Origin of the sequence: Pseudomonas sp. NY15372 (assembly GCF_048068215.1) — a bacterium.
GTDB classification, from domain to species: Bacteria; Pseudomonadota; Gammaproteobacteria; order Pseudomonadales; family Pseudomonadaceae; genus Aquipseudomonas; species Aquipseudomonas guariconensis_A.
The window spans coordinates 115,208-129,223 of sequence record NZ_JBLUPY010000009.1 but is presented as its reverse complement, the minus strand read 5'-3'; the positions used below and the strand labels follow the sequence as shown (position 1 = coordinate 129,223).

Here is a 14,016-nt window from a genome sequence, read left to right as displayed (position 1 = left end):
TACACGCCAATCATCGCCAACGACAAGGCAAGGGCTGAATTTTTTTCAGCACCGGATGAAACACACTGCGTTGCTGGCGATGCGCTCCGGCATGAAGCTGGGCCCATCGGTTCTTCCGGACCGCCGCCCACAACAATAATCATCCGGAGTACTTCTCATGCTACTTGCAGGCAAATTTGCAATCGTCACCGGCGCAGCCTCTGCCCGTGGTATCGGTCGTGCCACTGCCCAGGTCTTCGCTGATCAGGGGGCCAAGGTGGCGATTCTCGACCTCGACGCCCGCGCGGCAGCCGATGCCGCCGCTGCCCTGGGCGAGGGCCACATCGGCCTGGCCGCCAACGTCGCGGATCAAGCCCAGGTGCGCGATGCCGTGGCGCAGGTTCTGGCCCATTTCGGCCGGATCGATGTGCTGGTCAACAATGCTGGCATCACCCAGCCGGTCAAGACCCTGGACATCACCGGTGCCGACTATGACCGCATCCTCGATGTCAACCTGCGTGGCACGCTGTTGATGTCCCAGGCGGTCATCCCGACGATGCGCGATCAAGGTGCCGGCAGCATCGTCTGCATGTCCTCGGTGTCCGCCCAGCGTGGCGGCGGTATCTTCGGCGGCCCTCACTACAGCGCGGCGAAAGCCGGCGTGCTGGGCCTTGCCAAGGCGATGGCCCGTGAGCTGGGCCCGGACAACGTGCGGGTCAACTCGATCACCCCTGGCCTGATCCACACCGACATCACCGGCGGCCTGATGCAGGACGAACGACGCCACGCCATCATCGAGGGTATTCCCCTGGGCCGCCTGGGCCAGGCGCAGGACGTCGCCAATGCGGCTTTGTTCCTGGCCAGCGAACTGTCCAGCTATCTGACCGGCATCACGCTGGACGTCAACGGTGGGATGCTGATCCACTGAGCAGCCAGCCACTGTGTTCTGTATCTGAGCCCGGCCTGGTCCGGGCGGCCAATAACAACAAGAGATCAGATCGACATGACTACGATGACGCTAGACGCGGCTTCGAACGCGCGCAGCAGTGCCTACCGCAAGACGGCTTGGCGCCTGATGCCTTTTCTCATGCTCTGCTACCTGTGTGCCTACCTGGACCGGGTCAACGTCGGCTTCGCCAAGCTGCAGATGATGGATGACCTGGCGCTTTCCGAAGCGGTCTACGGGCTGGGGGCCGGGATGTTCTTCATCGGCTACTTCCTGTGCGAAGTGCCGAGCAACATCATCCTGCACAAGGTCGGCGCCCGGCGCTGGATCGCCCGCATCATGATCACCTGGGGCATCATTTCGGCGATGTTCGCCTTCGTCGAGACGGCCTGGCAGTTCTATGCCCTGCGTTTCTTGCTCGGTATCGCCGAGGCGGGTCTTGCTCCGGGGCTTCTGCTGTACCTGACCTATTGGTTCCCGTCTTATCGCCGGGCGAAGATGACGGCCTTGTGGTTCATCGCCATCCCGTTGTCGGGCATGATCGGCGGCCCTCTGTCGGGCTGGATCATGGAGCGCTTCGCCGGTGTGCAAGGCTGGGCCGGCTGGCAATGGATGTTCGTCCTCGAGGCGATCCCGACCGTGTTGGTGGGTATCCTGGTGCTCAGCTACCTGAAAGATAGCGTGGAACAGGCCCACTGGCTCAACGACGAGGAAAAGGCCCTGGTGCGCAAGGAGCTGGCCGAAGACGAGCAGCACAAGGTCAGGCACGGCTCGGTGAGTGACTTCTTGCGTGATCGTCGTCTATGGCTGCTGGCCGGGATCTATTTCTGCGTAGTCATGGGCCAGTACGCAATCACCTTCTGGCTGCCGACACTGGTGCGCAATGCGGGTGTAAGCGATCCGTTGCATATCGGCCTGATGACCAGCGTCCCTTACCTGTGCGCCATCTTCGCCATGTTGCTGGCCGGGCGCAGTGGTGACCGCCACCGGGAGCGGCGCTGGCACCTGGCGATCCCCATGCTGCTCGGCGCGCTGGGCCTGAGCCTGGCCGCGGCGTTGGGCAGCAGCCTGCTCTTGTCGATACTGAGCCTTTGCCTCGCCGCTGCAGGCGTCCTGTCCGCCTCATCGCTGTTCTGGATGCTGCCCACTACCTTGCTGGGAGGCGTCTCGGCCGCGGCAGGCATCGCGGCGGTCAACAGCTTCGCCAACCTGGCCGGCTTCTGCTCGCCATACCTGATCGGTTGGGTCACCACGACCTGGGGCAACAATGCCATCGGCATGTATCTGATCACCCTCGTGCTGGTATTCGGTGCCTTCCTGGTGCTGCGCGTACCGGCAAACCTGGTCAATCGTTGAGTTCAACAAGGAGTCACTCCAATGACTGCTGTGCCTACCCGTAACGAGGCGCTGCCCCTGGCCGTGCGCGCTCACAACATCCGCCGCCATGCCCTGCGCATGGGCCAGGTCCAGGGGCAGGGCTATATCGGCCAGGCCCTGGGCGCCGCCGACCTGCTCGCCGTGGCCTACTTCCATGCGTTGCGCATGGACCCGGCCAACCCCGAATGGGAGGCGCGCGACCGTTTCTACCTGTCCATCGGGCATTATGCGATCGCCTTGTATGCGGCGTTGATCGAAGCCGGGGTCGTTCCCGAAGGGGAGCTGGAAACCTACGGTAGCGACGACAGCCGCCTGCCCATGTCCGGCATGGCTGCCTACACGCCGGGGATGGAAATCACCGGTGGCTCGCTCGGGCATGGGCTGGGCATCGCCGTTGGCGCGTGCCTTGGGCTAAAGCGCAAGGGCTCGGCCAGCTGGGTGTACAACCTGCTGTCGGACGGTGAACTGAACGAGGGCTCGACCTGGGAAGCGGTGATGTCCGCCAGCCACTGGCAGTTGGACAACCTCATCGCCTTGGTCGATGTGAACAACCAGCAGGCGGACGGGCACTCCAGCGAAGTGCTGGCATTCGAGCCGATCGTCGATCGCTGGCAGGCGTTTGGCTGGTTCGTGCAGCGGGTCGATGGCAATGACCTCGATGCCCTGGTCCAGGCCTTCGACCAGGCCCGTGCCCATCCAGGTGAGCAGCCCCGGGTCATCATTTGCGATACCCGCATGGGCAAGGGCGTGCCTTTTCTCGAAAACCGCGACAAGACCCATTTCATTCGCGTCGATGAACACGAATGGGATCTCGCCCTGCAGGCGCTGGACGCCGGGAGCCAAGCATGAGCACTGTAAACACCACGAAAAAGCGTCTGACCACCTCGGCGATGATCGCCTCCATTGCCGCCGAAGGCCAGCCAACCCGTTCGGCACCATTCGGCCACGCCCTGGCAAGCTTGGCCGAGCAGCGCCAGGACATCGTCGGCCTGAGCGCCGACCTGTCCAAGTACACCGACCTGCACATCTTCGCCAAGGCCCACCCGGAGCGTTTCTACCAGATGGGCATGGCCGAGCAGTTGTTGATGAGCGCTGCCGCCGGCATGGCCCGCGAAGGCATGACGCCGTTCGCGACCACCTATGCGGTGTTCGCCTCGCGACGAGCCTATGACTTCATCTGCATGGCCATCGCCGAGGAAAACCTCAACGTCAAGATCGTCTGCGGCCTGCCTGGCCTGACCACGGGCTACGGTCCCAGCCACCAGGCCACCGATGATCTGGCGATCTTCCGTGCGATGCCGAACCTGATGATCGTCGACCCTTGCGACGCGCTGGAAATCGAACAGGCGGTACCTGCCATCGCCGCACACCAAGGGCCGGTCTACATGCGCCTGTTGCGTGGCAACGTACCTTTGGTGCTGGATCGCTACGACTACCAATTCCAGCTGGGCAAGGCGCAAGTGCTGCGCGGCGGCCGGGACGTGCTGGTGATCGCCAGCGGCTTGATGACCATGCGCGCCTTGGAAGCGGCCGAACAGTTGCACAGGGATGGCGTGGATGTCTCGGTGTTGCATGTACCGACCATCAAGCCGCTGGATGAGCAGACGATTCTTGCCGAAGCTCGCAAGGCAGGCCGCCTGGTGGTGACGGCGGAGAACCATTCGATCATCGGTGGGCTAGGGGAGGCGGTCGCCGGTGTGTTGTTGCGCAACGGGGTGACGCCGACGTTCCGCCAGATCGCGCTGCCGGATGCGTTCCTCGACGCAGGCGCGCTGCCGACCTTGCATGATCGCTATGGTATTTCCACCGAGGCTGTGGCACGGCAGATCAAGGCTTGGCTGTAGTGCTCAAGTGGTGGGAAGCCCCTCACGGGCTGCTCGCTCCAGCACCGGGCGCAGTGTCCGGTGCTGAAGCGGGCCAACTGTGGCTGGCAGCGTGCGACGAGCCGGAATTCTGCTATCGGCCCGCACGTTTCGACATTACTGCAACTGCCGCAAACGAATGTTATGGAGCTGGTTGTATTGGTTGGATTCTTCGGGGTAAAGCACCTGAATATCCAAGGGCAGAGTCGCTCCGGGCTCAACCGTGTGGCCAGACTTGTTGGTCAACGCAATATAACCTTCTGTCGATGCCTCTTCGTCTACCTCCAGCCAGTGTTTCTGCGTTTCCAGCCAGTCAGGATCAAGCTTGGCACCGTCCAGCAAGAGGAATGACAGTCGCCATTTAACGACACGTGCGCTGGCGGAGGACAAGGTAAGCCCGTAGCTATAGATCCACTCCGGCTGGTCCCAGACTTTCTTCCAGTGGCCTTTGAGAATTTGCGTTACGTTCAAGTCTCGCTGGGTGACTATGACGGCCTTGGCGTGCACTTGGCGGTCGCCTGTGTTGACAAAGCCAGGGGGAACGGAGATCGCGGTCTGGAGTGTTGTGGTACCGGCAGCAAGCGCTTTGACAGGCATTCGGATGACACGTGTTTCTTCGGCTGAAAGATCAACGACATTATTAAAGGTATCCACTGCCAGAAGCGCATCATCCCCTGAACGAGGTGTGATGACGATGTTTTTAACCGCCATGTTGCTCTGGTTCTGGATTGTCAGCGATACGTAATAACTTTCGCCGGTTTTTAGGTCCAATTCAGAGGTCATCGACAGACTGAGCGTAACGCTGATGTTGGGCGCCAGGCGCCCAGCTCGCCCCCTGTAATAACGCTGCAAATCGTTACCATGGCTGAGCAACCGATGTGACGGCGGCACTGCGATGGCGAGCGAAGCCTCGCCATCGCGCCTTACGATCAGAGCGTCTCGCCGACTGCGTTGGCGGCAACCTTGTTGCGCCCGCCGAGCCATACCAGCAGCAGGCCACCCGCGGCCAGCAAGCCCCCGGCGACCGGCACCGCGGCGTAGCCGAGGTTCAGGCTGATGACCCCGCCGCCCAATGCCGCGCCCACGGCGTTGCCGAGGTTGAAGGCGCCGACGTTGATCGAGGAGGCCAGGCCCGGGGCTTCGGCAGCGGCGATCATCACGCGCATCTGCAGGGGCGGAACCACGGCGAAGGTGAATACGCCCCATACCAGCAGGGCCAGGGCGGCGCCGACATGGGTGCCGAGCACCAGCGGCATCAGCAGCATGATCAGGGCCAGCACGCCGAGGAAGATGCGCGCCGCGCCGTCCAGCGACCAGTCGGCCAGGCGCCCGCCCAGGCTATTGCCCAGGGTGAAGCCGACGCCGATCAGCACCAGGCCCAGGGTGACGAAGCTGTCCGAGGCGCCGGTCAGTTCGGCAAGCACCGGGGCCACGTAGGTGTACAGGGTGAACATGGCGCCGGCACCGAGCACGGTGGTGGCCATGGCCAGCAGGACGTTCGGCCGGGCGATCACGGCCAGCTCCCGGCGTACATGGGGCACGCTGCCGCGTTCACCCTTGGGCAACGCGTACCACAGCGCAGCCATGGCCAGGATGCCGAGCATTGCGGTGCCGGCGAAGGCCAGGCGCCAGCCGACCTGCTGGCCAATCCAGGTGGCGGCGGGCACGCCGCCGATGTTGGCGATGGTCAGGCCCATGAACATGGTGGCGATGGCGCTGGCCTGTTTCTCGCGGGGCACCACGCTTGCCGCTACCACCGCCCCCAGGCCGAAGAAGGCGCCGTGGTTGAGGCTGGTGATCAGGCGCGAGGCGAGCAGGGTGCCGTAGCTGGGCGACAGGGCCGAGAGCAGGTTGCCCAGGGTGAAGATGGCCATCAGCGCGATCAGCGCGCCGCGCTTGCCGAAGCGGCTGAACAGCAGAGTCATGATTGGTGCGCCGACCATCACGCCGACGGCGTAGGCGGTCACCAGCATGCCAGCACTGGGAATGCTGACATTCACGCCTTCGGCGATGACCGGTAGCAGGCCCATGGGGGCGAATTCGGTGGTGCCGATGCCGAAGGCGCCGATGGCCAGGGCGAACAGGACGTGTCCGGGTTTCATTGCATAGGCTCCTCGAGCGTAGTAGATCAGGTAGGGGCGCAGTATGGCCGTTGATGGGATGTGGATTAAGTCACGATTGCGCGAATGACCTTTGATCTGGAGTCATTAATCCTGACGCCCAGTGCGGGGAGCGCTATTGATTTTGCGCCCACCCCGTCTGTGGGAGCGGGCTTGCCCCGCGGTCAAGAGCGGAGCCCTTGCAAGGCGGCGGGGATATCGGGCCTGGCCCCATCGCGGGACAAGCCCGCTCCCACCAGGCCTGCGCTGTCTTCAGAGATACCGCCGTACCTGTGGGAGCTGGCTTGCCAGCGATAGGACCGGGGCAAGCAACTCAAGACAGTTGGCTCCCACAGCGGGCCGCAAAATCTGTTCAGCGGTGCCAGGCCATTTGTCATGGAGGGCTGGGCATGAGCCGCCCATCGCGCCCCATGTGGTAACGCTGCAGGTCCCTGGCCAGGATCAGGTTGCCGCTGTAGTGCGCCATCGCTTCGGCGCGCACATCTTCGATCGATGGGCTACGTCGTGGGTCGGGCTGGTAGCGCGCGCTGAAGTGCGTGAGCACGAGGTTGGCGATGCCGGCCGCCTCGGCGAACTGCGCCACGGCCGCAGCGGTGCTGTGGCCGAAGGTCACCTGGGTGCGCTCGACGATCGGCTGGGTGAAGGTCGCTTCGTGTACCAGCACATCCACATCCTGGGCGACCTCTGCGAGCAACTGCGGGGTGTCGTTGTCACCGCAGACGATGATGCGCCGTGGCGGGCGGGAAGGGCGCAGGTAGTCCGAGGCGTTCAACACGCGGCCTTCATGTTGCACCGGGTTGCCGTGGGCCAATTCGCCCCACAGCGGGCCACGGGGAATGCCGTCGGCCTCCAGGCGCGCGATGTCCAGTCGCGGTTCGGGGTTGATTTCGCTGAACACGAAACCATGGCTGGGCACTCGGTGCGACAGCGGCACGGTACTGACCTGGATATTGTCGTTGCGCCAGGTGCCGAGTTCTTCGAGCGCCAGTAGGCGCAGTTCGAACTGCAGGTAGGTCTGGCTGACGGCCAGGCCCAGGCGCAGCCAGTCGTGCAGCGCGGCGGGCAGGATCAGGTCCAGTGGCTGGGTGCGCCCGGACATGCCGGCGCTGGCCAGCAGGCCCGGCAGGCCGAAGCAATGATCGCCATGCACATGGGTGATGAACACACCGCGCAGGTCGCGGATCGATAGAGAGGTATGCAGCAACTGGTGCTGGGTGGCCTCGCCGCAGTCCACCAGGTACCAGTGGCTGCCCGTGGCTTCGATGACGGCGGTGCCGGTAACATTGCGGGCCTTGGTGGGCACGCCGGCGGAGGTGCCCAGAAACTGCAGGTCCATTGGCTGGCTCCTTTGCGGGTCGCAGGTCGGGTCATTGTACGACCATGCGCACGGGCAGGAGGTCAGTTGGTGTCGGTACTGGCCCAATCGCCGGCAAGCCAGCTCCCACAAGGGTCTGCAAAATCAAGTAGTTATGCATTGTTCTGTGGGAGATTGCCCCGCGATGGGGCCAGCCTGGGCAACCACTCACCCATGGAAATGTCGGCCTGTGGCGCCCCGTGATGTCAGAAGGTGTATTTGGCCGTCAGCATCAGGTTGCGCGGGTCACCGAAGGTATCGCCGCCATAGTCCACCGACTTGGAAATGGAGGAGTAGTATTTCTTGTCGAACACGTTGTTGGCGTTGAGTTGCAAATCGAGGTTTCGGTTCACCTGGTAGCCGGCCATCAGGTCGGTCACCGCATAGCTGCCCTGGATCAGCCGGTACTCGCCGCCCTCGGTCGGGATGTCGTTGTACATGCGGCTCTGCCAGGTCACGCCACCGCCGATGCGCAGCTTCTCCAGCGGGCCCTGGAAACGGTACGTGGTGTATAGCTTGAACTGGTGCTCGGGGGTATCGGTTTCAAGCGGCTTGTTGACCTTGGCGGGGGCATTGTCATCCTTGATCGTGTGCACGCGAGCGTAGGTGTAGCCGGTACCGATCTGCCAGTGGTCGGTCAGCGCACCTTGCAATTCAAAATCGATACCTTGGCTGCGCACTTCGCCGGAAGCCTGGTAGCACGTCAGTTGCGGGCAGCTCGGCAGTTTGACCTCGACCTGGCGGTTTTCCTGGTCGATACGGAACAGCGCCAGGCTGGCGTTCAGCGCGCCATCGAAATACTCGCCCTTGATCCCGACCTCGTAGTTCTTGCCCACGATGGGCGTCACCGGTTTGCCGGCGCCATCCCGGCCGTCTTGCGGCGTAAAGATATCGGTGTAGCTGGCGTAGACGGAATGGCGCTCGTCCAGGTCGTAGATCAGGCCACCGTAGCGAGTGACCTTGCGCGTCACCTTGTAATCGCCGGTGTCATTGTCGCGCTGGTCGTAGTCGTACCAGTCCAGCCGCCCGCCCAGGATCAGCTTGAGCGGCTCGGCCAGGCTCAGGCGGGTGGTGGTGTAGACCCCTTCCTGGTTGATCAGGTAGCGGTTATTGCCGGTATGCACGAAGTCGGGCTTGCCGCCGTGGAGGGGGTAGTCGGTGTCATACGGGCTGTAGTTGTGCTCGTTCATGTCATAGAGGCGCTTGCTGGCACCGACCACCAGCTCATGGGTGCGGCCCAGGGCTTGGAACGGGCCGCTGGCAAAGGCATCCAGGCCCAGCTGGTTTTCGTCGTGCTTGGACTGGTAAACGGTACGGCTCAAGGTCTTGGCCGTGTTCCAGCGCGATTGGTACGAGCCCCGGAACAGGGCATTCTGCTCGCTGTAGTTGGCGTTGGCCTGCAGCTTCCAGTCGTTGGCCAACTGATGACGCAGTTCGGCGAACAGGGTATTGATTTCCTGGTCCTTGTTTTCCCAGTCCGTGCCTGGGTTGTACGAGCGAGACACATCCAGGTGGTGGCCGCTGAGGTCGGTGGGGATGGCGCCCCAGAAGAAATTGGTCTTGTCCTTCTGGTGGGAGAAGCCGAGGGTGAGGGTGGTGTCCTCGCTCAGGTCGGCTTCGGTGATCGCATAGAACAGGCCGTGATCTTCCTTCTGCCCATCACGGAAGCTGTTGGCATCACGGTACGAGGTGACCACCCGCCCGCGCAGCGTACCGCTGTCGTTGAGCGGGCTGGAGGCGTCGAGTTCGCCCCGGTAGTTGTCCCAGCTGCCGGCGGCGCCCGTCAGGGTGACTTTACGTTCGGCCAGTGGGCGCTTGCGCACCAGGTTGATCGCCGCCGATGGCGTGCCGGCCCCGGTGACCAGGCCGGTGGCACCGCGCACCACTTCCACACGGTCGAACATCGCCAGGTTCGGTTGGGCGCCTACCACCCAGCCGGTGTACGAGCTGGGGATGCCGTCGTACATGATGCTGTCGACGTCGAAGCCTCGGGCTGTATAGGACTGCCGGCCAGGACCGCTGGATTGATTGAGAAACAGGCCGGGGGTGTACTTGGCCACATCGTTGATGCTGGTCATGTTCTGGTCATCCATGCGCTGGCGGGTGACGACGGTCACCGCTTGGGGTGTTTCGCGCAGGGTCAGGGGAAGCTTGGTGGCGGTCGACATGCTACCGGTGGTGTACGACTGCGACCCTTCGGTGGTACTGCCCAGGCCTGTATCGGTGATAGCCGTGGCGCCGAGCTCGAGCACCGCGGGCGCTGCGGGTTGTTCGCTGGCGGCCGTGGGCGTGAGTGGTGCCATGCAGATGGCGATTGCCAACAGGCTACGTGTGGGCGTGAAGCGTTGGGGTGAAGGGACCAGGGACATGCCGTCATCCTTGTTGCTGATGATTATGATAATGATTAGCAATAAGTTTGTCAGAATATGTCCCTCACTGACAATGCGTTCGATGGGCGGATGTGGGGTTGGGCTATTCAGACGGGGGAACGGTGAGTCATTTGACCAACAGCCAGAATTGCCTGGTCAATGATTTGCGGCCAAGGGGTAGGGCTCGATGTCGGAGCCAGCGGATTTATTGGCCTGATAACGAAAAGGGTCTTCTGATCGTGCAGAAGACCCTTATCAAGACGCGATGTTATTTCTGCTCAAGTGCAGTCATCGAGGTGCCGGCAATGAAAATCGAAGCCGCGAGCAGACCCAAGTCCTTCAATAGGAACTGGCCAGGCACCACGGAAATCGCAGGGAAACCGAGGCTAGGCTCGAATACACCTGGCGTGGTCAGCATGAATGAAAGCGTCGTGATGAACAGGCCGGCGGAGAGCAACCCGCCCAAAGCCGAGAATTTGGCAGAAAACACCCGGCCAGCGATCAGTAGACCGATAGAGATCTCCAGAACACCCAGAAAGTTAGAGAATCCTTGGATGCTCATGAGGTTGTACACCCAGTAAAGCAACGGGCTGTTACTGACGAAGCCATGAATGCCGTTCGCCTCATAGCCAGTGAACTTCATGCCTCCGAACCAGAAGTAGATGATGGCCATGGCCGCGTAGATGCCTACAACGCCGGCACGTGTGGCCTGCTGGCCCAGGCCTTTGTTCAGAAGGCGGGTGGTGAAGGAGCGGTCAGCAATAGAAGTGTTCATGAGCGATCTCCAAAGAGTCTGTTGTATCAGTGGGCATACGGCGCACTTCCTAGCGCCGTTTGAGTACGGGGCCATGATGCAAGGGAACGCCATTCTTTTGGGTTCAATTAGTCTATAATTTGCTGCAGATCGTCCAAATCCGAGGTGCGCGTACTCATGGATCGGTTATCCAAACTACTGACGCTCTACGGTGTGCGTGCCGAGCTGTATTACAGCGGTGGGCTTTGTGGCACTAGGCAATACACCGACGCAGACCGCAGGGGCCATATCCATCTGCTGCAGAGCGGGGTGTTGGCCTTATCGATCGAGGGTCGATCGACTGTATTGCTGACCGAGCCGAGCCTGATTTTCATTCCTCGCCCCAACCGGCACCAGGTATCCAGTACCCCGGCAGGTGAAGCCCGCTTGCAATGCGCATCCCTGGCCTTCGCGGGCGGGGAGGACAATCCGTTGGCAGCGGCCTTGCCTGATGTGATGGTTTTGCCGCTGGCCGGGCTGCCAATGCTCTCGGACACGGTCAAATGGTTATTCGCCGAGGCCGACGGCGACCATTGCGGTCGCCGCGCTACGCTGGATCGACTCTTCGAGCTGGTGGTCATTCAGTTATTGCGGCATCTGCTCGACCACCATCAGCTCGAGTCCGGAATGATGGCGGGCCTTGCTGATGCTCGCCTGTCTCGTTCATTGGTCAAGATTCATGAAATGCCTCAGCACCCCTGGTCGATTTCGCAACTGGCCAGCGAGTCGAATATGTCACGCGCGAGTTATGCCGCGTACTTCAAGGCTGTGGTCGGGCAGACGCCTGCCGATTATCTGTTGAGCTGGCGGATCAGCCTGGCGCAGAAGCTGTTGCGAGAAGGAGGCTCCATGGCTTTGATCTCCGATCAGGTTGGGTACGAAAGCCCCTCTGCATTAGCGCGGGCATTCCGGCGCAAGACCGGTCTCAATCCGCGCGACTGGATGAAGTCGATCGATGCAGCTGATGCGCATCCTGTTTGATGTTTGCCTCGCGTATCAAAAGAACGGACGACAAAAAAGCTCAAGCCCCAGCACGATCAGGAACAGCAAGAAACAGTGGCGAAAGCGCTTGGGGCTGATTCGCCTCCGCACAATTTGACCGGCCCACATTCCGATCAATGCCGGAACGATAGCCATCGCGGAGGTGCCCAGTTGCGTCACCTGAAAGGCGCCATGCATGAACAACCCTATGGCGAGCGCGACGGTGGAAACGGTGAACGACAAGCCTAGTGCCTGAACCAGCTCCTCGCGGCTTATGTTCAACGACCCAAGATAGGGAACCGCCGGCATCACGAACACACCGGTAGCGCCGGTGACCATACCCGTGGTCAAGCCGATCGCCGGCGATAGCCATCGCTCGAGCTGCGTGGGCACAGTAAAGGCCGGCGCGATGAGTGCATAGGTGGCGTACACGATAAGTGCAACGCCAAGGCCAAACCCAGACCAAGCCGGGCTCACCTTTACCAGCCATGCTGATCCGGCAACCGTTGCGAGGGTGATGCACAGCATCATGGGCCACAGGCGGCGCATCACTCGCGCCACTGCCGGGCCACAAAGCAGCTGCCACACATTGGTCAGCAAGGATGGGATGACCAGCATTGCGGCGGCACCGGCTGGGGGCATTACCGTTCCCAGCAACCCCATGGCAATGGTAGGAAGCCCCATGCCGGTTACGCCTTTCACCATCCCTGCAAGCAGGAAGGTGCCGATCAACAGCAAGATGTTCAATGCAGAGTCGTGCATGGCAGGGCTTCTACAGCAGGGCATGGGTGTTCAATTGAAGCTGTTGGTGAGGCCAGGCACAATGCGGAAATATTCATTGAAGCTTCGGAGGCTCCGAAGGCAGGAGTAGGGCTTACATGCGCCTCGACTTGGCAGACCTGCAGCTGTTCCTGTGTATCGTGGATGTCGGCAGCATCACCGCCGGGGCCGCGCGCGCGAATCTCGCCCTGGCCTCGGCAAGCGAGCGCCTGCGCAACATCGAAAGCGCAGCCGGTGTGGCGTTGCTCGAGCGCCGCCCGAGAGGTGTCGTCACCACGGAAGCTGGTGAGGCGCTAGCCCATCACGCCCGCCTGATTCTCAGGCAGCAAGAAAGGCTCAAGGGCGAGCTTCAAGACTTCGCCGCAGGTGCCAGGGGAACGCTGCACCTGTATGCCAATACTGCCGCGCTCATCGAGTTCCTGCCCAGCCGTCTTGCGCCATGGCTGGCAGCTCGGCCTCGTTTGCGCATCGAACTCAAGGAGCGCACCAGCATCGAGATCGTTCGCGCCGTTGCCTCGGGGTTGACCGAGGCGGGTGTGATTTCCGATGCCATTGCGGCTGATGGGCTTCAAGTGCAGGCAGTGGCACGGGACCACCTGGTCGTGATCACGGCTGCACAGAATACCTACGCGCTCGGCAAGCAAGTGACGTTCGCAGAGGTTCTGGAGCTGCCCTTCGTGGGCCTGTCTCAAGCAAGTGCATTGCAAGACCACATCGATGAACATGCCCGCGTAGCGGGCAGGCCGCTCGACCTTCGAATTCGCATGAAGACATTCGAAGGGGTGTGCGAAATGGTCGCGCATGGAGTTGGCATCGGGATCGTGCCGCAGAGCATTGCAAAACGTTACCGACGGCGCTACGCCCTTCAAGTGGTTGCATTGGAAGAGAGTTGGGCGCGGCGCCAGCTGTGTCTGTGCTTCAAGGACTGGAGCGAACTGACGGGGCCGATGCAAAGCCTGCTGGCCCATCTGGGTGGTCGCCCATAGCCCTCGGAGGTAAGGTCTGGCGGGCTCCGTTACGGTAGTTTCGCGATCACTTTGATCTCGAAGTCGAAGCCCGACAGCCAGGTCACGCCGACTGCGGTCACCGTTGGGTAGGGCGCTTCGCCCCAATACTCGGACGCCACCTCCCAGATGGTTTCGAACTTCGAATCGGGGTCGACCATGAAGATGGTCGTGTCGACCACATCGTCGAAACTGCTGCCGGCCTCGGCCAGGATCGCGTTGAGGTTGGCGAAGGCCAAGCGCACTTGCGCCGCGAGGTCCGGTTCGGGCGAGCCATCCTTGCGGCTGCCGACCTGGCCGGACACGAACAGAAAACCGTTGGACCGAATCGCTGGCGAGTAGCGGTGAAGCTCATACAGTGCATGGCGGTCAGGCGGGAAAACGGCATTACGTTTGTTGGACATTGCATACCTCGTTCTGGGCCATCGCGGCTCGGTGTCTATGTTGACGC

At 61.9% G+C, this 14,016-nt stretch carries 13 protein-coding genes; 6 read left to right on the top strand and 7 right to left on the bottom strand.

The window, feature by feature from the left end; translation table 11 throughout:
* Nucleotides 1-157: 157 nt before the first annotated feature.
* The 4 genes from ACNFG0_RS10085 (at nucleotide 158) to ACNFG0_RS10070 (ending at nucleotide 4,146) form a co-directional block, all read left to right on the top strand.
* A complete protein-coding gene (locus ACNFG0_RS10085; protein ID WP_416764655.1) occupies nucleotides 158-907 on the top strand; it encodes an SDR family NAD(P)-dependent oxidoreductase in 750 nt (249 codons plus the stop codon).
* A gap of 75 nt (nucleotides 908-982) precedes the next feature.
* The gene (locus tag ACNFG0_RS10080; protein WP_416764654.1) at nucleotides 983-2,281 is read left to right on the top strand and encodes an MFS transporter; all 1,299 of its coding nucleotides are present in this window, start codon (nucleotides 983-985) and stop codon (nucleotides 2,279-2,281) included.
* A gap of 21 nt (nucleotides 2,282-2,302) precedes the next feature.
* Nucleotides 2,303-3,151, top strand: coding sequence for a transketolase (locus ACNFG0_RS10075; RefSeq protein WP_416764653.1), 849 nt, complete (start codon nucleotides 2,303-2,305; stop codon nucleotides 3,149-3,151).
* Nucleotides 3,148-4,146 (top strand): transketolase family protein, encoded by a 999-nt coding sequence (locus ACNFG0_RS10070; RefSeq protein WP_416764652.1) that lies wholly within the window; start codon nucleotides 3,148-3,150, stop codon nucleotides 4,144-4,146. The genes ACNFG0_RS10075 and ACNFG0_RS10070 overlap by 4 nt, the downstream gene beginning before the upstream one ends.
* 135 nt (nucleotides 4,147-4,281) lie before the next feature.
* Here ACNFG0_RS10070 and ACNFG0_RS10065 read toward each other — a convergent pair whose 3' ends face one another.
* From ACNFG0_RS10065 to ACNFG0_RS10045, 5 genes are all read right to left on the bottom strand, one after another.
* A complete protein-coding gene (locus ACNFG0_RS10065) occupies nucleotides 4,282-5,016 on the bottom strand; it encodes a hypothetical protein (protein ID WP_416764651.1) in 735 nt (244 codons plus the stop codon).
* A 77-nt stretch (nucleotides 5,017-5,093) separates the two neighbouring features.
* Entirely contained in the window at nucleotides 5,094-6,266 is a 1,173-nt protein-coding gene (locus tag ACNFG0_RS10060) for an MFS transporter (protein ID WP_196155024.1), read from the bottom strand.
* A 391-nt stretch (nucleotides 6,267-6,657) separates the two neighbouring features.
* Nucleotides 6,658-7,620, bottom strand: a complete 963-nt coding sequence (locus ACNFG0_RS10055; RefSeq protein WP_416764650.1) for an MBL fold metallo-hydrolase — start codon at nucleotides 7,618-7,620, stop codon at nucleotides 6,658-6,660.
* 224 nt (nucleotides 7,621-7,844) lie between these two features.
* Entirely contained in the window at nucleotides 7,845-10,007 is a 2,163-nt protein-coding gene (locus ACNFG0_RS10050; RefSeq protein WP_416764649.1) for a TonB-dependent siderophore receptor, read from the bottom strand.
* A 268-nt stretch (nucleotides 10,008-10,275) separates the two neighbouring features.
* Nucleotides 10,276-10,782 carry a YkgB family protein gene (locus ACNFG0_RS10045; RefSeq protein WP_416764648.1) on the bottom strand — a complete coding sequence of 169 codons (507 nt, stop codon included), beginning with the start codon at nucleotides 10,780-10,782 and terminating at the stop codon, nucleotides 10,276-10,278.
* 156 nt (nucleotides 10,783-10,938) lie between these two features.
* Here ACNFG0_RS10045 and ACNFG0_RS10040 point away from each other — a divergent pair, with 156 nt between their 5' ends.
* On the top strand, nucleotides 10,939-11,781 hold the full coding sequence (locus tag ACNFG0_RS10040; protein WP_416764647.1) for an AraC family transcriptional regulator: 843 nt from the start codon (nucleotides 10,939-10,941) through the stop codon (nucleotides 11,779-11,781).
* 15 nt (nucleotides 11,782-11,796) lie between these two features.
* Here ACNFG0_RS10040 and ACNFG0_RS10035 read toward each other — a convergent pair whose 3' ends face one another.
* A complete protein-coding gene (locus ACNFG0_RS10035) occupies nucleotides 11,797-12,543 on the bottom strand; it encodes a sulfite exporter TauE/SafE family protein (RefSeq protein ID WP_416764646.1) in 747 nt (248 codons plus the stop codon).
* Nucleotides 12,544-12,659: 116 nt separating this feature from the next.
* Between ACNFG0_RS10035 and ACNFG0_RS10030 the strand changes: the two genes are divergently transcribed.
* Nucleotides 12,660-13,547: a LysR family transcriptional regulator gene (locus ACNFG0_RS10030; protein ID WP_416764645.1), complete on the top strand. Its 888-nt coding sequence runs from the start codon at nucleotides 12,660-12,662 to the stop codon at nucleotides 13,545-13,547.
* A gap of 29 nt (nucleotides 13,548-13,576) precedes the next feature.
* On the opposite strand, the gene ACNFG0_RS10025 is transcribed toward ACNFG0_RS10030, so the two are convergent.
* Nucleotides 13,577-13,969, bottom strand: a complete 393-nt coding sequence (locus ACNFG0_RS10025) for a RidA family protein (RefSeq protein WP_196145837.1) — start codon at nucleotides 13,967-13,969, stop codon at nucleotides 13,577-13,579.
* Between the last annotated feature and the right edge of the window lie 47 nt (nucleotides 13,970-14,016).

What these genes read in the sequence shown, in the direction of transcription:
- ACNFG0_RS10085 (WP_416764655.1), top strand. Translation starts at nt 158, where the DNA reads ATGCTACTTGCAGGCAAATTTGCAATCGTCACCGGCGCAGCCTCTGCC.
- ACNFG0_RS10080 (WP_416764654.1), top strand. Translation starts at nt 983, where the DNA reads ATGACTACGATGACGCTAGACGCGGCTTCGAACGCGCGCAGCAGTGCC.
- ACNFG0_RS10075 (WP_416764653.1), top strand. Translation starts at nt 2,303, where the DNA reads ATGACTGCTGTGCCTACCCGTAACGAGGCGCTGCCCCTGGCCGTGCGC.
- ACNFG0_RS10070 (WP_416764652.1), top strand. Translation starts at nt 3,148, where the DNA reads ATGAGCACTGTAAACACCACGAAAAAGCGTCTGACCACCTCGGCGATG.
- ACNFG0_RS10060 (WP_196155024.1), bottom strand. Translation starts at nt 6,266, where the DNA reads ATGAAACCCGGACACGTCCTGTTCGCCCTGGCCATCGGCGCCTTCGGC.
- ACNFG0_RS10055 (WP_416764650.1), bottom strand. Translation starts at nt 7,620, where the DNA reads ATGGACCTGCAGTTTCTGGGCACCTCCGCCGGCGTGCCCACCAAGGCC.
- ACNFG0_RS10050 (WP_416764649.1), bottom strand. Translation starts at nt 10,007, where the DNA reads ATGTCCCTGGTCCCTTCACCCCAACGCTTCACGCCCACACGTAGCCTG.
- ACNFG0_RS10045 (WP_416764648.1), bottom strand. Translation starts at nt 10,782, where the DNA reads ATGAACACTTCTATTGCTGACCGCTCCTTCACCACCCGCCTTCTGAAC.
- ACNFG0_RS10040 (WP_416764647.1), top strand. Translation starts at nt 10,939, where the DNA reads ATGGATCGGTTATCCAAACTACTGACGCTCTACGGTGTGCGTGCCGAG.
- ACNFG0_RS10035 (WP_416764646.1), bottom strand. Translation starts at nt 12,543, where the DNA reads ATGCACGACTCTGCATTGAACATCTTGCTGTTGATCGGCACCTTCCTG.
- ACNFG0_RS10030 (WP_416764645.1), top strand. Translation starts at nt 12,660, where the DNA reads ATGCGCCTCGACTTGGCAGACCTGCAGCTGTTCCTGTGTATCGTGGAT.
- ACNFG0_RS10025 (WP_196145837.1), bottom strand. Translation starts at nt 13,969, where the DNA reads ATGTCCAACAAACGTAATGCCGTTTTCCCGCCTGACCGCCATGCACTG.